The following is a 17,548-nucleotide window of genomic DNA, read 5'->3' on the forward strand; positions in this document are numbered from 1 at the left end:
TCAAAATCCGCGGGACATGTTCGCTCAAAAACGACGGGCCATGGATAACGATGGGACGTGGATGACATGGATCATGCGTCAGTTCTTGCGTGGTGCGGGAGTCGTCCGAACGCCGGACGCTGCGGCTGCGACGTTTTCGGGCAAAGCGGCGGCACCCGATGAAGCAGGATGGGGCGTGTCGGTGGGAGCCGCCGACGTTTTTCCGATGGTTTTGCCGGCTTCATCCAGCAGCTTTTCCACGCGCACCAGGATCTCCGCGCCGCGCTTGGTCAGGATCGGCGGCGGCGCGGGATTCGCGTCGTCGTCGCTCGTGGCTTTCGCGGCGGCGGCGGCGGTCGGCTTCGCCGGCGCGGAGACCCCCGGGATGTCCTTGATTTCGACCCCGCGATGCGCCGCGGTCATGATGTCGTGCCAGGTCTGTGCGGGCAATGCGCCGCCGGTCAGGCGGTTGGTCGGCGAGTAGTCGTCGTTGCCGTACCATACGCCGCACACGAAGTTGCCGGTGTAGCCGACGAACCAGGCGTCACGATAGGCGTTGGTGGTGCCGGTCTTGCCGGCCGCCGGAATGCCGTCGAGGATGGCGCGGCGCGCGGTGCCTTCGCTGACCACGTGGCTCATCATGCCGGCCATGTCGGCGGCAATCGAGGGCGGAATGATCTGGCGCGGCTTGGGGCCGTCCCGGTCGTAGCGCCAGACCGAATCGCCGGCACCGGTGCGGACTTCCAGAACCGCGTGCGGCGTAACCGCCCTGCCTTTATTCGGAAATGCCACATAGGCGACGGCGTGTTCGAGCACGTTGACTTCGTCAGCGCCGATCGGCAGCGACGGCGTATCCGGCAGCGGCGTGACGATGCCGAACTTGCGGGCGACTGCGACGATCTTGGCGCGTCCGGCCCTGGCCGGGTTCTTCTCGCCCTTGCCGAGCGCGATGGAGAGCTTCACCGGCACCACATTGATCGAGCGCGTCAGCGCCTGGGTCAGCGTCACCGTGCCGGAATAGGAATGTCCGTAGTTCTGCGGGCACCAGTTGCCGATGCAGACCGGGCCGTCGACGATCGTCGATGTCGGCTTGAAGCCGTTGAGCAGCGCGGTGGTGTAGACATACGGCTTGAACGACGATCCGGGCTGGCGCATGGCGTCGGTCGCGCGATTGAACTGGCTCGCGCCATAGTCGCGGCCGCCGACCATCGCGCGCACGCCGCCGTCGAGATCGGCGACCACCGTTGCGGCCTGGGTCGCGTGATAGTCGCGGCCGAATTGCCGCAACTGGTTTTCGATCGCTTCTTCCGCGGCGTGCTGCACGTTCATGTCGATGGCGGTGCGCACCACGAACACGCGCTCGGTATAGGAGCGCGGAAACGTATCGACCAGCTTGCGCATCTCGTCGAACGCCCAGTCGAGGTAGTAGTTCGGCGAATTCTCGTCGCGGCGGTCGACCGCGGTGGCGGGATTGCGCCGCGCGCCGAACACCTGGCCTTCGGTCATGAAGCCCGCGTCCACCATGTTGTCGAGCACCTGGTTGGCGCGGGCGCGGGCGGCGGGCAGGTTGATGTGCGGCGCGTATTTGGTCGGCGCCTTGAACAGGCCGGCGAGCATCGCGGCTTCGGCGAGATTGACGTCGCGCACCGACTTGTTGAAGTAGAAATGCGCCGCGCCATCGACGCCGAAGGTGCCGCCGCCCATGTAGGCGCGGTCGAGATAAAGCTTCAGGATTTCATTCTTGGTCAGGCGCGTCTCGAGCCAGATCGCGAGGAAGGCCTCGTTGATCTTGCGCTCGATGGTGCGTTCGTTGGAGAGGAACAGGTTCTTCGCGAGTTGCTGGGTGATCGAGGAGCCGCCCTGTCGTACGCCGCCGGCCTGCGCGTTGGTGACCAGCGCGCGGAAGGTGCCGCCGACGTCGATGCCGAAGTGATCGTAAAAGCGGCGGTCTTCGGTCGCCAGCGTCGCCTTGATCAGGTTGTCGGGAAATTCCTCGAGGGGAATCGAATCATTGTGCTTGATGCCGCGGCTGCCGATCGGATTGCCATAGCGATCGAGGAACGTCACCGCGAGATCGGATTTCTTCAGCCAGTCCTCGTCGGCGGTTTCGCGGAATGCCGGCTGCGCCAGCGCCAGCAGGACGATGAGGCCGCCGAGGCCGAGCGTCGCAGCTTCCGATAAAGGCTCGATGAACACCCAGCGTTTCCAGCGGCCGACATAGAAGCGGTCCATATAGGTGGAGAAGCGTTCATACAGTTCGCGCGCGCCGACCGCCGACGAGAACAGCGTTGAATCGACGCGTGCGTCGAAATCCAGCAGGAAATGCCGGATTCGCTTTTTCCAATCGGAGGGCAGGATATTTCGCACTAAGGGCCTGTGACCGATCTGCGGCGCGGCGGCGACCCGTCCGGCGCCGTCGGCACGTCATGCAAGAGTGTTGCGGCAAACCCAAGGCACGCAGAAGGTGCGTTAAAAACCGACGCTGGAACGTCCTCCGGCGTCCTCGGGAGAACCGGTTTCCTTCTATCCGAGCGGGGATGATAAACCAATGGTCGTTGCACTTTCAGATTGTATGTCGCGACCGGCGCTTGCGCGCGGTGCGCCCGGAGCCCATAGACTGATCATCCGCGATTTCAGCCAGCCAAGAAGCGAAGCATGACGCAACGATCCTCGCGCCCGTCGGGACAGGACGGATTCTTCTGGAAGACCAAGACTTTGGAAGAGATGTCCCGCGTCGAATGGGAGAGCCTGTGCGACGGCTGCGCGCGTTGCTGCCTGGAAAAGCTCGAGGACGAAGACACCGGCGACATTTATTTCACCCATGTCTCCTGTCGTCTGCTGGATGCCGGGCTCTGCGCTTGCAAGGATTATGCGAACCGCTCCGAACAGGTGCCGGACTGCGTCCGCCTGACTCCGGAAAACGTACGCAGCCTGAACTGGTTGCCGCCGAGTTGCGGTTATCGGCTGGTCGCGGAGGGACGCGATCTCTACTGGTGGCATCCGCTGATTTCCGGCGATCGCAACACGGTGCACGAAGCGGGGGTTTCGGTGCGGGGCCGGGTGCGGGGGACCGAGGACGAGATTCCCGATTCCGAACTGGAGGATCATATCGTGCAGTGGCCGGTCCGCTTGCCGAAGCGCGCCCGGCTGAGGAATCGCCCGCGAGGTTAATTCCTTACCATCACATGTTTGCGATTGAGCATCCGCCGATGCCGTTCAGCCATCGGCCGCGCTGTCCGAACCTGACCGCGCGGGTTATGTGATTCTTCCTCTGCCTTCTCTTTGCGTCCTTTTGCCTTTTGCCATTTTCAGCGGAAAATTTGTTCCCCTCGCATGAACAAGCTCGATCAGCCCGGACGGACTCCGGTCTCTCCGCGGGTTTCGGCCGCCAACAGCTCCCGCACCGTCCCGGCCGGTTCCTCCGGCGGCGGCTCCGATGCGCCGCGGACCGCGCCGCCCGTTCCGCTGAGCCGAAGCGAGGTCCGCACCATCATGGTCAGTCTGATGCTGACCATGTTTCTTGCCGCGCTCGACCAGACCATCGTCGCGACCGCGCTGCCGACCATCGGCCGCCAGTTCCGCGATGTCACTGCCCTGTCGTGGATCATCACGGCGTACCTGCTGGCGTCCACCGCGGTCGCGCCGGTGTTCGGCACGCTGAGTGACATCTACGGTCGCCGCGCGATGATCGTCACCGCGCTTGGCCTGTTCGTTGCGGGCTCGGTCCTGTGCGCGCTGGCGCCGAACATGACGACGCTGATCGTCGCGCGCGGGGTTCAGGGACTTGGCGGCGGCGGCATCCTGCCGGTGGTGCAGACGGTGATCTCCGACGTGGTGAGCCCGCGCGAGCGCGGCCAGTACCAGGCCTATTTCAGCGGCGTGTGGACCGCGGCCGGCGTTGCCGGCCCGGTGCTGGGCGGGGTGTTCGCCGAGCATCTGCACTGGTCGATGATCTTCTGGATCAACGTGCCGCTCGGCGTCATCGCGCTGGCGCTGCTGCTGCCGAGGATGGGTAAGATCCCGGTATTCCACCGCCGCCGCAAGGTGGACTGGATCGGCGGAGCGCTGCTAATGGCCTCCGCCGTGGTATTCATGCTGGTGCTGACATGGGGCGGCAACCGCTTTGCCTGGCTGTCGCCGGCGATCGCCGCCATGCTCGTGCTCGCGCTCGTGCTCGCAGCCGGCTTTGTCCGGCACGCGCGCGCGACCTCGGAACCGTTCCTGCCGTTGCCGCTGATCGGTGGCCCCGTCGTTCCCTACGCGATGGCGGCCGGCGGCCTCGGGCTCGGCGCCATCATCGGGCTCACCGTGCATCTGCCGTTGTACTATCAGGTGGTCCACCATCTCGACGCCACCCAATCCGGGCTGGCGCTGATTCCGATCGCAGCCGTCTCCACTGGAGGCGCGGCGCTTGCCGGCCGCACCATGATGCGCGCGGTTCATTACAAGCGGGTCGCGATCATCGGGACATCATTTGCCGCCGTCGTGGCCGCGATCCCGGCGTTGTTCGTGACGCCGCTCTGGGCGCTGCTGGTGTTGCTCTCGCTGTTCGCCTTCGGCCTCGGCACCATCTTTCCCGTTACCGTGGTGTCGCTGCAGAACGCGGTGGCGCGCCCGCAGGTGGGCACCGTCACCGGCGCGATGAATTTCTTCCGCGCGCTGGCCTCCTCGTTCGCCGTCGCCGGCTTCGCCGCCATCCTGCTGGTGGCGCCGGGTGTGGACGTTTCGATCGGTCATGGTGGCGGTCAGGCCAATGCGATCTCCGCGTCCGACCTGACCACGGCGTTCCGCTATGTGTTTGCCGCCGCCGCGGCGATGCTTGCGGGGGCGTCGCTGCTTTTGGTGTTGATGGAGGAGCGACCGCTCGCCGGTCCGGCGGCGTGATAACCGATAGAATTTCACCGTTCGATTTAAGCATTCATTGAGGGTATCGCTTAAGGGTCTGTGCAATCATTCGGGCGTAGACTTGGGTTTCCAGCCACGCGCGAAAGTGCGCATCGATCGATCGGAGTTGGCAGTGCGCTTCATTGCAAAGATTGCATCGGATTTCTTGCGCGACGAGTCGGGTGCGACCGCGATCGAATATGCGCTGATTGCCGGCGGCATCAGCATCGTCGTCATCACCGCGGTCAACAGCATCGGCAGTTCGATGAACGATCGCTTCGTCACGGTGAACGAGCGGCTGAAGTAACGCGGCAGGCCATCAGAGTCTGTTCGCTTCTCATGGAATAAGAAGCGAACTCAGGATTTTGACGCGCTTCTTCACGCAAATCCGTATCCATCCCCGGTCAAGCCCCGAGAGTCACCGTTTCATGGAAACGGTGAAAGACTCTGGCTTCTTGATTTGACGCGTTTTCTTCACGCGAACCGGATTCCACTTCGCTCGAAAACGCTTGAGGGACGCTCGAAAAAACCAATGAGCGCGCGGCAAACTTTCCTAGTGTCCCTTTGATTCCGAAGTTCGTATACCCTTGCAGCAACCTCTGATGCGAACTTCGGAATCAAAGGGACACTAGCAACTTTATGATTCTAGTGTGGTTTAGGTTCAGAAGTTCGCTTGACGGATTTGATTGAGCACTGAAGCGAACTTCTGAACCACCACACTAGGAAAATATACCTTGACAGCGTGACGCTGCCGAGGTAGGTTTACGCCATGCTCCACAGTTGCGCCGGAAAACGAGGTTCTCATCCGGGGCTCTCCGGATCGCTTCGGCGCGATGCGGTCTCGCTGTGCTGATCCCGGGCGGGATCGGTTCGGTCTTCCAGAGAATGACGTTCTGCTCCAGGGAAATTCGGAAGCCGGGTTTCATCGGCAATATCGATTCCGCGACGAGAGGGTTTTTCGACATCATGGTAGTGACGCGACCCGCCGGACCGGCACGAAAACCGGCGGCTGCTCGCGTTGCATCGCGAACGAAAACAGCCGCGGCCGGTCCTGCAAAGCGGGCCGATTCGAAAAAATCTTCATCCCCCGCAATGAAGAAGAAGTCCCGCAAGAAGCCGCTCACGCCCGCAAGCGTCGGTGCGAAAGCCCGCAAGCAAAATCAGGCCGACACCAGGCCTGGCAAGACCGCGGCCGCGCGCAAGGCGACGATGGCCGCCACCACGCGCTTCGTCGATGACGAGGTAGTTCCTGTCGATGAACACGACGAAGCAGCAAAAGCCGGATTGAGCCGGCAGCGCGCGCGGCGCACGGCCGTTCGGCGCAAGGATGAACCGAGCCCGCGCGTCAAGCGCACGGCGGTCGAGCGGGTCGACGATCCGCCGCCCGCGAGCGGCGCGCTGCTGATCGAACGGGTGACGCGCGCGATCGAGCGCGAACTGTCGCTGATCGAGGTCATCGTCGGCGGCAGTCATCTGAAACCGCAGCAGCGCACCGAAGCGGAGCGCCGCGCACGCACGCTTGCAAGTCTCGCGCGCACGCTTGGCGAAGTGACGCGGCTGCGCGCCAGTGAGGAGAAGGTGAAGCCCGCCGATGACGACGCCGTGCCCCGCGATCTCGACGAGTTCAGGCGCGCGCTTTCGCGCCGACTGGAGCAAGTGGTCGCCGCGCCAGCGGCAACTGCTGCTGGAGAGCATGAGTGAGGCGGAACTGGGATTTCTCGCCCGGCAGTGGGATATCTTCGCGCACGAGCATCAGCGTCCTCCGCAACTCGCGCCAAACGGCGCGCCCTGGCTGATCTGGCTGATGATCGGTGGCCGCGGCGCCGGCAAGACCCGCGCCGGGGCCGAATGGATTCGCGCGCAGGCGCTCGGCCTGTCACCGTTCGCGAGCGAGGCGGTGTCGCGCATCGCGCTGGTCGGGGAAACCGAACACGATGTGCGCGAGGTGATGATCGAAGGCGTTTCCGGGTTGCTCGCGGTTCACGCCGCTCACGAGCGGCCGTCATGGTCGCCCTCGCGCAAGCGGCTGGAATGGAGCAACGGCGCGGTGGCGCAGGCTTTTTCCGCTGACGATCCGGAAAGCCTGCGCGGACCGCAATTCGGCTGCGCCTGGTCTGACGAGATGGCGAAGTGGCGCTACGCGGAAGCGGCGTTCGATATGCTGCAGTTCGGCTTGCGGCTCGGCTCGCAGCCGCGCCAGTTGATTACGACGACGCCGCGGCCGACCGCGCTTTTGAAGCGCCTGATGAACGACGCGGCGAGCGTGGTCACGCGCGCGCCGACGCAGGCCAACGCCTTCAACCTGGCGCCGACCTTTCTGCAAGGCGTGATGGCGCGCTACGCCGGAACGCGGCTCGGGCGTCAGGAGCTTGACGGCGAGATCATCGAGGATCGTCCCGACGCGCTGTGGTCGCGCGCGCTGCTTGAGAAATGTCGCGTGCGCGAAGCGCCGCCGATGCAGCGTGTCGTGGTCGCAGTCGATCCGCCCGCGACCTCCGGCAAGCGCGCCGACGCCTGCGGCATCGTGGCGGCAGGGCTGGCGGAAGGCGGCATCGTTTATGTGATCGCCGACGAGACGGTGGCGGGCGCAACGCCGGCGCTGTGGGCGGCGAAAGCGATTGCGCTGTGGCGACGGTGCGAGGCTGATGCGCTGGTGGCGGAAGTCAACCAGGGCGGCGACATGGTGAAGTCCGTGATCGCGGAGGTGGATGCCGCGGTGCCCGTCATCCCCGTGCGCGCGACGCGCGGCAAGTGGCTGCGCGCCGAACCGGTGGCGACGCTTTATGAGCAAGGCCGCGTCCGGCACGCCGGCAGCTTCGCCGCGCTGGAAGACGAAATGTGCGACTTCGCTCTGTCGGGCCTGTCGTCGGGGCGCTCGCCCGACCGGCTCGATGCGCTGGTGTGGGCGGTGACGTCGCTGGCGCTCGCGCCGCGCGCCCAGCCACGGGTGAGGGAATTGTGAGAAAGAGCTTCCGCTTCCCACTGCCGGGAAGAGGTGAAGAAAGGGTCGTTGATGTTCGATCGTTTTAAAGCCTTGTTGACACCGCCCGAAACAAAAGCCAGTCGCACGGCGAAGCTGCTTGCCTTTGAGAGCGGCGGCCGCGCGCGGTGGACGCCGCGCGACTATGCGGCGCTGGCGCGCGAGGGTTATCTCAACAACGCCATCGTGCATCGCGCGGTGCGGCTGATCGCGGAGAATGTGGCCTCATGCAGCTACCTCGTGTTCGAAGGCGCGCAGGAGCGCGAGGCGCATCCGCTGTCGCTGCTGCTGTCGCGGCCGAACGCGCGGCAGGACGGCGGCGCGTTCCTCGAGATGCTGGTGTCGCATCTTCTGCTGTCCGGCAATGCCTATGTCGAGGCGGTCGCGCTCGACGGCGCGGTACGCGAGCTCCATGCGCTGCGGCCCGATCGCATGAAGGTGGTGCCTGGCGCTGATGGCTGGGCGGAAGCCTATGAATACGCGGTCGGCGGTCGCAGCATCCGCTTCGTTCAGGCGTCATCCGCCGTGCCGCCGATCCTGCACCTGACGTACTTCCATCCGCTCGACGATCATTACGGTCTCGCGCCGATCGAGCCGGCGGCGGTTGCGATCGATACTCACAACGCCGGCTCGGCCTGGAACAAGGCGCTGCTCGACAACGCCGCGCGCCCCTCAGGCGCGCTGGTCTATTCGGGACCGGAAGGCGCGGTGCTGTCGGATTCGCAGTTCGACCGGCTGAAGCGCGAACTCACAGACACCTATCAGGGTGCGGTGAATGCGGGACGGCCGCTGCTGCTCGAAGGCGGGCTCGACTGGAAGGCGATGTCGCTGACGCCGAAGGACATGGATTTCCTGGAAGCAAAACATACCGCCGCGCGCGAGATCGCGCTCGCCTTCGGCGTGCCGCCGATGGTGCTCGGCATTCCCGGCGACAACACCTATGCGAATTTCCAGGAAGCCAACCGCTGCTTCTTCCGCCAGACCGTGTTGCCGCTGGCGTCGCGTCTCGGCAATTCGTTCGCGCAGTGGCTGTCGCCGCAGTTCGGCGAGGGCATCCGCATCGTGGTGGACGCCGACAGGATCGACGCGCTCGCGGCCGATCGCGCAGCATTGTGGGAGCGCGTCAGCAACGCGGCGTTTCTCACGCTCAACGAAAAGCGCGAGGCCGTCGGTTATGCGCCGATCGAGGGTGGTGATCGGCTGGAGTAGGGGCGCGCTCAACGCGCCTGGCGCTCGCGTATCAATTCGATTTTTCCGGACGATTGTCATGACCGAGCACGAATCTGCGTGGCTCGCGCATCAGCGCGCGCGCTGGATGCGGCCTGACGCGGAGCGCTGGATCAGACCCGATGCCGCGCGATTTCTGAAGCCGGGCATAAAGCTCGCCGATGCATTTCCGACGCTCGTCCGCAAATACCGCCCGGACCAGCCACGGATTCCGGCTGGTCAGCCAGGCGGCGGACGCTGGACCGACGATTGGGGAAGCGCGCCTGCGGCGTTAAGCGATCTGATCAAGCCCATTCCAGCCGCTACGGCCGACGACCTGGCAAACCTGCGCGAGGTTGGCGGTGGCCGGCGTGGCGGCGGTTCGGTCGGCGATGTCTTTCCAGGAGCATCCGCTCGGCAGCAGTCGTTGCTCGATCAAGCGATGGCGCGCAGCAGCAGTGCGTTGGCGCAAATTCGTCAGTACGATCCGGACTGGAAGCCTCGTGAATCGAATTTGACGCGGCCGGGCAGCATTGACGGCGCTATCGCAGAGGCCGAAGCGCGCGCCAGGGAATCCGAAGCGCATCTCGATCGGCTTCGGTCGGGGATCGGCGGCAATCTGGGCCCGCCGCTTGATCCGCCGCGGGAAAGTCTGCCGTCGATGCGCCCGTTCGACGGGCAGGGCTGGATCAATGCCTATCGCACCATCTACAATGAGCCCAATCTTTTCGGCGAGCCGATGTGGCGGCCGGATAACGGCACGGTTGCCGCTGCCGAGATCGATGGAAAGCTGTATTTCGGGGTGAATTCCGGATCGCCGGGATATGGTGAAGCTGATCGTTTTGAGGCTGATGGGTGGAGGTGGAGCCTCGTCAACAAATATCCGGACATAATGAGGACCGACAATATCGGCCAACGCCCAAACGATGCTCTCTACCACGCTGAGGCGACGATTTTGATGAGGGCAGCACGCGATCAAAGCAGCTTGCTTGCAGACAGGTCGATCGATATTCAAGTTGACCGCGAAATATGTAATAGCTGCAAGGCAGTGCTTCCAAAACTTGCTTTGGAACTGGGCAATCCCTACGTTCGATATATCGAAGTTGATACTGGAATGACGAGCGTCATGCGGAACGGAAGTTGGCTACTGTGGAGACAGAAATGAAACGTTTCTTTCATTTCGACAATTTTGCTTCTGACAGATGGCCGGAGCTTTCCGAGCTTGAGCGATTTTTTCTCGCGCCAAAAGGACAGGAATGGTCGTTTCAGGGGGGCAACGACAGTTGGGGAATGGACGTTCAAGGGCTCTGCGGGACGGATGGTTTGCCGCGCGAGGAGCAGGTCAATGTCCATTTCTACATGACCGGAAACCCAGACCTTGGCGTAACTCTTCTTTACGACAAATGGGACGGGCGTATCCAGCGCAAGCAGACGTACAACTCGAAAGGCGACCTCCGTCGTCTCGGCGAGTTCGTGCGGTCGCTGCATGGTACACCGTTGTCGGTCGGGCTGTTCGTGCCGTTCCCTGTCGCCTGGAAAGCGGTGAAGGAATTCATCGAGACCGACGGTGAGTTGCCGACCAGCATCGAATGGATCGCAGATAGCGATCTGCCGCCGGAGACGTTTCCCGATCCGTAGCTTAAGTCTTGACCCGGTCGGACCTGACTCGCGTTTCACCCCTGCGAACTCTTTTGATGAAGACGATGGATTGGCTGGATCAAGTCCGGTCATGACGTCCGCTATGGGTTCATGCGATGTCCGACCTGATCCGCATCTTCGCAGAGCGCGGCGACCTCGCGCACCTGGCGCTGTTTCTGTGGGCGAGCGCGGCCAGCGCGGGTCTTCTGTTCGCGCTGCGCGAACTGTCGGCCGCCTCGCGTCGCTTCGACGATTTCGTCCGTGAACTGCAGCGGTTCAATCGCAAGGCGCAACGCCGCGCCGCAACCTTCGACAAGGATCAGGATTGATGGACAACCTTCACAGCGTACTGCGCTCGTTCAGCACCGAGACAAAATCCTCGCGGGATCATCTCACCGTGTTCCGCGAATTCCTCGCCCATCTCGATCGCGCCCAGCGCAAGGCGCCGGCTGGGAAATCGTCGCGTCCGAAGCCGGCGGCGCGGCGCAAGCCGGCGAAACGCAGCCGCAAGAGCTGAGCATCGCCAAGTAGCGTCCGCCACAAGCGCGCGGCGGGCACCACACGTCGTTTCGAATTTCATCAATCCGTTCCCCGCCCATTCCGCGAGGTCGATCATGCACGCCCCGTTGTCATCCGTGCCGCGTCTGTCGTTCTCCGGCGACGGCGCGGTGGAAGGCTATGCCAGTCTGTTCGGCGAGATCGACCAGGCGCGCGACATGATGATGCCCGGCGCGTTCGCGCACACCTTGAAAGCGAGGGGCTTGCGCAGGATCCCGATGCTGTTCCAGCACGATCCGAGTGAGCCGGTCGGCATCTGGCTCGAACTGCGCGAGGATTTTCGCGGGCTGTGGGCGCGGGGAAAGCTGATCCCCGACGTGGCGCGTGCGCGCGAACTGCTGGCGCTGGTCGAGGCCGGCGCGGTGGACGGGCTCTCGATCGGCTACCGCACCGTGCGCGGCCGGATCGAGCCGCGCACGCGCGTGCGCAAACTCTATCAGGTCGACCTGTGGGAGATTTCCATCGTCACCTTCCCGCTGCTGGCGGGAGCGCGTGTCCGCGCCGTGAAGCAGGCGACGCCCCCGTCGCCGTGCTCGCGCGTGCGGACACAGGCCGAGCGCGGCTGGCGGAGCATGACGGAGGCCGCGGATGAACCGGCGCCGCGGCTCCGCCCGCGCCCGGCGGTGGCGTCGCTGCGCGGCAGGCAAGCACGGCGCGCGGCGCTGCACGGCGCGCTGCGCGCGCAGATGGCGGGAGCACGCTGATGTCAAATCATGAAAGCCTATTCGAAGCCGCCCAGCGCGCCCGCTGGCTGCGGCCCGATGCCTACCGATGGATCCGGCCGGACGCCGCGCGCTTTCTCGCTCCCGGCACCGATCCGGCGAGCGTCTTTCCCGCGCTTCAACGCAAGTTCAGCCCGGACCAGCCGCGTGTCCCCGCCGGCAATCCGGACGGCGGGCAGTGGACCGATGGCGGCGGCGGTGGCGGCGGCATCAACGATCCGCGTGTTCTGTCGGATGCCGACCCTGAGGGGATACGCCCGTATGAACAGTATGCGCAAAACCTGGACAAGCGACCGGTCGACCTGCGGGAGGAGGAAGCCCGAGGCGGCCACGCCTTGCGCAAGCATGTCGGCAAAACGGATGAAGAACTGCTGGCGAGCACGACGGTTGATCGTGGTCAGACGGTCACATACAGATATGCGCGCAAGATTAACGGATCTTTCGCCTCCATGGAAAGTGCAAACGATTTCGTCAACCGGACGCTTGAGCAGAATCGGGATCGAGGCTGTGGCGACTGGACGGTCAGCAAAAGACTTTATAACATATCGTTTTGGCTACAAGACCGGCCGCGAGGCTTTCAGGGGAGACATCGATGCGGTGCCTTACCTCCGAGACACCTATGGGGTCGGCGTATCTATCGTACACGATCCACGCGCTGCCAGGGGTTTCAGCGTGATAACGGCCTATCCCAGAAACGAACCTAGCAAATAGCAAGGAGAGGTCATGGTGGTTCCGAAAGAGTTCGACCGCTTGGTCGAATGCTTCTATCAGGGCAGCGACGAGGAAGTCTCCACCATAGAAGAGTGGATTGCGTTTGCCCTGAAATATTTGAACAAACAGCAGCGGGCGGTCGTCAAGCGCTTCCTGCAGGAATTGCTCGAGCAAAACCTTACGGACGCGCAGTTGCAGCGGATATGGGGAGATGCCGGGGCCAACTACGACTTTGAAGATATACGCGGGGTGCTGACGCTGATCCGGGACTCGATCGAATAGGAGAAACGGAAAGAGGATATTGATGCCGTATTCGGCTCGCCAGGGAGCATTTCCCCGGAATGAATAGAGCGGATCATGGCGAACTATAAAGTCGAAGCCTACGTCGAGGGCCTTCAGGTATATCTGTCGTGGTCTGACGAGCACGAATACTGGCTGGTTCGGAAGTTCCTTGCCGATCTCGACGGTCTGGAATCGCAGCGCCGGCAGGATCCCAGCCATATCGAATGGTATGATCTAACCAAGGAGCAGTACGTCAAGCTGATGAATTTCTGCAAGGAGCTGCGAGAGAAGCGCGAGGGCCGGTAGATGCGGCGTTCGCGCGGCTGGTTCCGATAGAGTATTCCCGACCAACTCTGATCGCAGGCGGTAAAAGCCATGTCACTCCAATATAGCGTCGAAATCTATTGTGCTCACAGTGGCGTCAGCATGGTGTTGCCATGGCGGCACGAGGCCGAGTTCAAGGACGGCGTGGCTTTCCTGCGCGGCCTGGTCGGTGAGCCGGTGGGCCAGACGAAACGCTATCCCGATCAAGACTTTTACTACCTCGAGACCGAGGATCAGTTTGCGGCCCTGATCGAATTCTTGCGCGCGCAGGACGTGAAGCGACCTGACTGACGCTGGAGCATGATCCCGGCCATATCGAGAGAGCGCCGCTGGACGCGGCGTTCACCCGGCTGATGCCGATATCTCTCACCGCTTGTAGGCCAGCGCCAGCGAGAGGCCGGCGATGACGCCGACGCAGATCGCCGCGCCGCCGGCCGCCATGCCCCAGTTCAGGAAATAGAGCGAGATCGACAGCAGCGATTTTTCGGTGCTGCCGCCCAGCATCACGAAGGATATCGCGAACGCCGCCAGCAGCACCGCGCAGGCGGCGATCCAGAACCGGGCCGGACCGCGCCGCGATGGCTCCATCGCATACCACGCGCTGCCAGCGGCGGCGACGGCGAGAGTTATCCAGACAAAGATCAGAAAGCGCATGGCTTCGCCTCGACGGTGATCTCGTTGCGGGAAGTCATTCTAGAGCCATTTCCGCTCCGATGAAATCGGAACGGGGCTCCAGATTCTTGTTGTGACGCGTTTTCGTCGCGCGAACCGGTATCCATCCCTCGGGTCAAGCCCGAGGACATGCCCGGCTCGAAAACGCTCCAGCGCAGTGTCACGCGCAAGCCTTGGGCGACAAAGCCGTGAAACCAACCACCACCGAGGAGAATGTGAATGGACTTCGATATCACCGACACCGCGCTGGAACACAAATCCGGCGTCGCCGTCCGCGGCGACTATGACGACTTCCGCGTCACCTTCGAGGAATTCAAGGCGGCCAATGACGAGCGCCTGGCGCGGCTCGAGAAGAAGCGCGGCGATGTGCTGCTGGAGGAAAAGGTCGATCGCATCAACGCCGCGCTCGATGCGCAGCACAAGCGCATGGATGAACTGGCGCTGAAGCACGCCCGTCCGGCGCTCGAAGGCCGCGGCCGCATCGCCAGCGATGCGGCGTCGCGCGAGCACAAGAGCGCGTTCGAGGCCTATGTGCGCGGCGGCGAGGCGGGTGTCCTGCGGGACCTGGAGACCAAGGCGATGTCGGGCGGATCCAACCCCGACGGCGGCTATCTGGTACCGGTCGAACTCGAACAGAGCATCGGCGAGCGGCTGGCGGCGATCTCGCCGATCCGCGCGCTCGCATCGGTGCGCACCATCTCGGGCAATGTCTACAAGAAGCCGTTCATGACCGCGGGGCCCGCCACCGGCTGGGTCGGTGAGACCGACTCGCGCACGCAAACAACGTCGCCGACGCTGGACGCGCTGAGCTTCCCGGCGATGGAGCTTTACGCCATGCCGGCAGCGACCGCGACGCTGCTCGATGACAGCGCCGTCAATATCGACGAGTGGATCGCGCAGGAGGTCGAACTGACCTTCGCGGTGCAGGAAGGCGCGGCCTTCGTCAACGGCGACGGCACCAACAAGCCGAAAGGCTTCCTGCAATCCGACACCGTGGCCAATGGTTCATGGGTATGGGGCAAGCTCGGCTATGTTCCCAGCGGCCTCGCCGGCGGGTTCGCGACGTCGAACCCCTCCGATGCGCTGGTCGACCTGGTGTATGCGTTGAAGGCCGGTTATCGCCAGAACGCCGCGTTCGTGATGAACCGCAAGACGCAGGCCGCGATCCGCAAGTTCAAGGATACCGGCGGCTCGTATCTGTGGCAGCCGCCGTCGCTGGCGGGCGGGCGCGCGTCGCTGATGACGTTCCCGCTGGTCGAGGCCGAGGACATGCCGGATGTCGCGACGAATTCGCTGTCGATCGCGTTCGGCGACTTCCGTCGCGGCTACCTTGTGGTGGACCGCGCCGGTGTGCGCGTGCTGCGCGACCCCTACTCCGCCAAACCCTACGTGCTGTTCTACACCACCAAGCGCGTCGGCGGCGGCGTGCAGGACTTCGACGCCATCAAGCTGATGAAGTTCGCGGCGAGCTGAGCCGGCCGATAGTAAGCCGAATAAAAGGTGGTCATGGCCGGACAGAAGCGCGAAGCGGGTCTTCGCGCCAGATGATCCGGCCATCCTTCTTTCAAAGAAGAATGGAACGGCGCGCTTCCAGCACGCCGTTTCGCTTTCCAACGCGTGTCGTTCCTCAAGGATATATTTTTATGCCATCGCATCATGACGCCTGGCTGCGCCATCAGCAATCGCGGTGGCTGCGGCCGGATGCGGCCCGCTGGGTTCGTCCCGACGCCGCGCGGTTTCTTCCGCCCGGCGCGGATATCGCCAAAGCCTTCCTGCGCTGGCGCGCAAATACAGTCCGGACCAGCCGCGCGTGCCGGCCGGAAGTCCGGATGGCGGCGTAGGGGGAGGCAGTCTCGGCCTCTTTCAGATCACGCCGCGCGACAACACGATCGATGGTGTGCAACTCGCCGGCGATTGGCGGCCGGACGACGGCCCGCCGCCGCTTCCACCGAAAAGACCCGAGACCACCGAAGGACGGATGAAATTTGTTCGTCAAGCTGTCAGGTGGCTGCGTGTCGTCGGCCGCCTGTCGCCGGCGGCGGATATTTTCATCGGAGCGCTGGATCAAGCAGAGGATCTGAAGCGCCTGACCGATATGATCAAAACGGCTAATGATCCTCCGGCCACGCTGGAGGAACTACAGGCGCGCGCTCAAATGCCCCCCGAGGCCGGCTACGAGGACCATCATATTGTCGGCCAGTTCGCGCAGAACAGGCTGCAGTTCGGGGATCAGCGGATTGACAGTGTCGAGAATACGGTGCGGATTCCAAAGGTCAGGCATCTGGACATCAATGGATGGTATTCCACACCGAACGCAAAGTATGATGGCGTTTCGCCACGCGACTATCTCCGCGGCAAGAGTTGGGGCGAGCAGATGCAAATTGGCTTGAGGTGTTAAAGCAGTATGGGGTCATTCAATGAGGCGCGATATTTCAGAGGTCAACGTCGACGACCTCCTGATTGAGTTTGTTCGTTTGTGCATTGAACAAGGCGAGGCCCTCGAGTCATTGAAGGAAGGTTCCAGCGTACAAACACTAGGCAAGCGGATATTCGAAATCGCGACTGAATTGCGCAAGAGATCCAATACCCAACAGATTGGTTTGATGCGGCTCCTCAAACACCCCAACTCCTGGGTGCGGTTCCATGCTGCCGAGGGATGTATCGACCTTGCTCCCGTAGACGCGCGCCGAGAGCTTCAAAGGCTCGCAGATTCAGGAGACTACCCCGTGGCCGGTCACGCGGGCATGTTTCTCAGTCTTTACGATGGAGGGTGGTCTGGTCCAGGACGAAAATAGGTCGCGTATCGCCGCAAAGACTGAAAACCCCTGCGCGAAAAATGGGATGCTCAAGTGATGACCTCCGTTCAATCGGACGCCGTCCGGGTACGAAGTCTCATCACGCGGTTTGTCGAGGTCTGTTTGGAACAGTATGAAATTGTCTATAGCCTCGGCAGCACCTCAAGATACAATCGCCTTTTTGCCGAAATGCAGCGTATAAAAGCCGAACTCCAGCAGATGCCGGGCGATCAGCGTCGAGCGCTCCTGCCGCTGCTTTCACATTCCAACGTACAGGTTCAATTGCGAGCGGCCCACTCGCTTCTAGTGCTCTTTCCTGAAGCCGCCCGCAAATGTCTTGAGAATATTCGTGATTCCGGCATCGAGCCACAGAACGGAGAGGCTGCAACGGCTATCAGAAGGCTTGATGAAGGCAGCTATGTTCCCGAATGATGAATGGCATCGCATGTCGCCATGGGGACGGAAAATTCTGCGCGGTGTTCTCAAGCCATGATCTTCAGGAAAATCAGACTCGATGCGATGCCCGTCGATCAACTGGTCGGTCGATTTGCGGCAATCACGACCGCACAGGATGATGCGCTTCTCGGCCACGAACTCACGAAATTCAATCGTCCCTTTGATCGAATGATAGAAGTCAGGGACGAATTGAAGCGGCGTCCGGGCGATCAACGGCGCGCGCTGATGGCGCTTTACAGCCATCCCAACATGCAAGTTCAATTGCAGGCAGCCAAGCTCACGCTTGCTGTTGCGCCCGACGAGGCTCGCCGGAAAATTGAGGCTATTGCATCTTCGCGATG

Annotated in this window: 23 protein-coding genes; 20 read left to right on the plus strand and 3 right to left on the minus strand. The window is 62.9% G+C overall.

The features are described 5' to 3' along the window. Nucleotides 1-78 precede the first annotated feature (78 nt). Nucleotides 79-2,346 carry a PBP1A family penicillin-binding protein gene (locus tag BGO16_RS03885; RefSeq protein WP_292617283.1) on the minus strand — a complete coding sequence of 756 codons (2,268 nt, stop codon included), beginning with the start codon at nucleotides 2,344-2,346 and terminating at the stop codon, nucleotides 79-81. Nucleotides 2,347-2,634: 288 nt separating this feature from the next. On the opposite strand from BGO16_RS03885, the gene BGO16_RS03890 reads away from it, so the two are divergent. The 11 genes from BGO16_RS03890 to BGO16_RS03940 all read left to right on the plus strand — a co-directional run bounded on the left by BGO16_RS03890 (nucleotide 2,635) and on the right by BGO16_RS03940 (nucleotide 11,949). Beyond that, entirely contained in the window at nucleotides 2,635-3,150 is a 516-nt protein-coding gene (locus BGO16_RS03890) for a YcgN family cysteine cluster protein (protein ID WP_292617284.1), read from the plus strand. A 162-nt stretch (nucleotides 3,151-3,312) separates the two neighbouring features. Then, nucleotides 3,313-4,863 carry an MDR family MFS transporter gene (locus tag BGO16_RS03895; RefSeq protein WP_292617285.1) on the plus strand — a complete coding sequence of 517 codons (1,551 nt, stop codon included), beginning with the start codon at nucleotides 3,313-3,315 and terminating at the stop codon, nucleotides 4,861-4,863. 142 nt (nucleotides 4,864-5,005) lie between these two features. Next, a complete protein-coding gene (locus BGO16_RS03900) occupies nucleotides 5,006-5,170 on the plus strand; it encodes a Flp family type IVb pilin (RefSeq protein ID WP_292617303.1) in 165 nt (54 codons plus the stop codon). 785 nt (nucleotides 5,171-5,955) lie between these two features. After that, nucleotides 5,956-6,564, plus strand: coding sequence for a hypothetical protein (locus tag BGO16_RS03905; protein WP_292617286.1), 609 nt, complete (start codon nucleotides 5,956-5,958; stop codon nucleotides 6,562-6,564). Then, nucleotides 6,557-7,825 carry a terminase family protein gene (locus BGO16_RS03910; RefSeq protein WP_292617304.1) on the plus strand — a complete coding sequence of 423 codons (1,269 nt, stop codon included), beginning with the start codon at nucleotides 6,557-6,559 and terminating at the stop codon, nucleotides 7,823-7,825. The genes BGO16_RS03905 and BGO16_RS03910 overlap by 8 nt, the downstream gene beginning before the upstream one ends. Nucleotides 7,826-7,876: 51 nt before the next feature. Beyond that, complete coding sequence (locus tag BGO16_RS03915) at nucleotides 7,877-9,052, plus strand: phage portal protein (protein ID WP_292617287.1); 1,176 nt, start codon at nucleotides 7,877-7,879, stop codon at nucleotides 9,050-9,052. Next, entirely contained in the window at nucleotides 9,033-10,214 is a 1,182-nt protein-coding gene (locus BGO16_RS03920; RefSeq protein WP_292617288.1) for a hypothetical protein, read from the plus strand. The genes BGO16_RS03915 and BGO16_RS03920 overlap by 20 nt, the downstream gene beginning before the upstream one ends. After that, entirely contained in the window at nucleotides 10,211-10,687 is a 477-nt protein-coding gene (locus tag BGO16_RS03925; RefSeq protein ID WP_292617289.1) for an Imm1 family immunity protein, read from the plus strand. Before BGO16_RS03920 ends, BGO16_RS03925 begins: the two co-directional genes overlap by 4 nt. A 116-nt stretch (nucleotides 10,688-10,803) precedes the next feature. After that, nucleotides 10,804-11,016 carry a hypothetical protein gene (locus BGO16_RS03930; RefSeq protein ID WP_292617290.1) on the plus strand — a complete coding sequence of 71 codons (213 nt, stop codon included), beginning with the start codon at nucleotides 10,804-10,806 and terminating at the stop codon, nucleotides 11,014-11,016. Further along, a complete protein-coding gene (locus tag BGO16_RS03935) occupies nucleotides 11,016-11,204 on the plus strand; it encodes a hypothetical protein (RefSeq protein WP_292617291.1) in 189 nt (62 codons plus the stop codon). Before BGO16_RS03930 ends, BGO16_RS03935 begins: the two co-directional genes overlap by 1 nt. A 97-nt stretch (nucleotides 11,205-11,301) precedes the next feature. Further along, nucleotides 11,302-11,949 carry an HK97 family phage prohead protease gene (locus BGO16_RS03940; protein WP_292617292.1) on the plus strand — a complete coding sequence of 216 codons (648 nt, stop codon included), beginning with the start codon at nucleotides 11,302-11,304 and terminating at the stop codon, nucleotides 11,947-11,949. A 17-nt stretch (nucleotides 11,950-11,966) separates the two neighbouring features. On the opposite strand, the gene BGO16_RS03945 is transcribed toward BGO16_RS03940, so the two are convergent. Continuing rightward, nucleotides 11,967-12,314, minus strand: coding sequence for a hypothetical protein (locus BGO16_RS03945; protein ID WP_292617293.1), 348 nt, complete (start codon nucleotides 12,312-12,314; stop codon nucleotides 11,967-11,969). Between the two features lie 376 nt (nucleotides 12,315-12,690). Here BGO16_RS03945 and BGO16_RS03950 point away from each other — a divergent pair, with 376 nt between their 5' ends. The 3 genes from BGO16_RS03950 to BGO16_RS03960 all read left to right on the plus strand — a co-directional run bounded on the left by BGO16_RS03950 (nucleotide 12,691) and on the right by BGO16_RS03960 (nucleotide 13,575). Next, the gene (locus BGO16_RS03950; protein ID WP_292617294.1) at nucleotides 12,691-12,960 is read left to right on the plus strand and encodes a hypothetical protein; all 270 of its coding nucleotides are present in this window, start codon (nucleotides 12,691-12,693) and stop codon (nucleotides 12,958-12,960) included. Nucleotides 12,961-13,035: 75 nt separating this feature from the next. After that, nucleotides 13,036-13,266, plus strand: coding sequence for a hypothetical protein (locus BGO16_RS03955; RefSeq protein ID WP_292617295.1), 231 nt, complete (start codon nucleotides 13,036-13,038; stop codon nucleotides 13,264-13,266). Between the two features lie 69 nt (nucleotides 13,267-13,335). Beyond that, entirely contained in the window at nucleotides 13,336-13,575 is a 240-nt protein-coding gene (locus BGO16_RS03960) for a hypothetical protein (protein ID WP_292617296.1), read from the plus strand. 75 nt (nucleotides 13,576-13,650) lie between these two features. Here BGO16_RS03960 and BGO16_RS03965 read toward each other — a convergent pair whose 3' ends face one another. Further along, nucleotides 13,651-13,938 carry a hypothetical protein gene (locus BGO16_RS03965; RefSeq protein ID WP_292617297.1) on the minus strand — a complete coding sequence of 96 codons (288 nt, stop codon included), beginning with the start codon at nucleotides 13,936-13,938 and terminating at the stop codon, nucleotides 13,651-13,653. A gap of 237 nt (nucleotides 13,939-14,175) precedes the next feature. Here BGO16_RS03965 and BGO16_RS03970 point away from each other — a divergent pair, with 237 nt between their 5' ends. From BGO16_RS03970 to BGO16_RS03995, 6 genes are all read left to right on the plus strand, one after another. Beyond that, on the plus strand, nucleotides 14,176-15,429 hold the full coding sequence (locus tag BGO16_RS03970; protein ID WP_292617298.1) for a phage major capsid protein: 1,254 nt from the start codon (nucleotides 14,176-14,178) through the stop codon (nucleotides 15,427-15,429). 170 nt (nucleotides 15,430-15,599) lie between these two features. Continuing rightward, nucleotides 15,600-15,797, plus strand: a complete 198-nt coding sequence (locus BGO16_RS03975) for a hypothetical protein (RefSeq protein ID WP_292617299.1) — start codon at nucleotides 15,600-15,602, stop codon at nucleotides 15,795-15,797. Then, nucleotides 15,767-16,354, plus strand: coding sequence for a hypothetical protein (locus tag BGO16_RS03980; protein ID WP_292617300.1), 588 nt, complete (start codon nucleotides 15,767-15,769; stop codon nucleotides 16,352-16,354). The genes BGO16_RS03975 and BGO16_RS03980 overlap by 31 nt, the downstream gene beginning before the upstream one ends. A 19-nt stretch (nucleotides 16,355-16,373) precedes the next feature. Next, a complete protein-coding gene (locus BGO16_RS03985; RefSeq protein WP_292617301.1) occupies nucleotides 16,374-16,751 on the plus strand; it encodes a DUF2019 domain-containing protein in 378 nt (125 codons plus the stop codon). Nucleotides 16,752-16,808: 57 nt separating this feature from the next. Beyond that, a complete protein-coding gene (locus BGO16_RS03990; protein ID WP_292617305.1) occupies nucleotides 16,809-17,183 on the plus strand; it encodes a DUF2019 domain-containing protein in 375 nt (124 codons plus the stop codon). A gap of 57 nt (nucleotides 17,184-17,240) precedes the next feature. After that, nucleotides 17,241-17,548: DUF2019 domain-containing protein (locus tag BGO16_RS03995; RefSeq protein WP_292617302.1), on the plus strand; the 308-nt coding region annotated here is incomplete at its 3' end.

The sequence above is a fragment of the Nitrobacter sp. 62-23 genome, assembly GCF_001897285.1.
Lineage (GTDB): Bacteria > Pseudomonadota > Alphaproteobacteria > Rhizobiales > Xanthobacteraceae > Nitrobacter.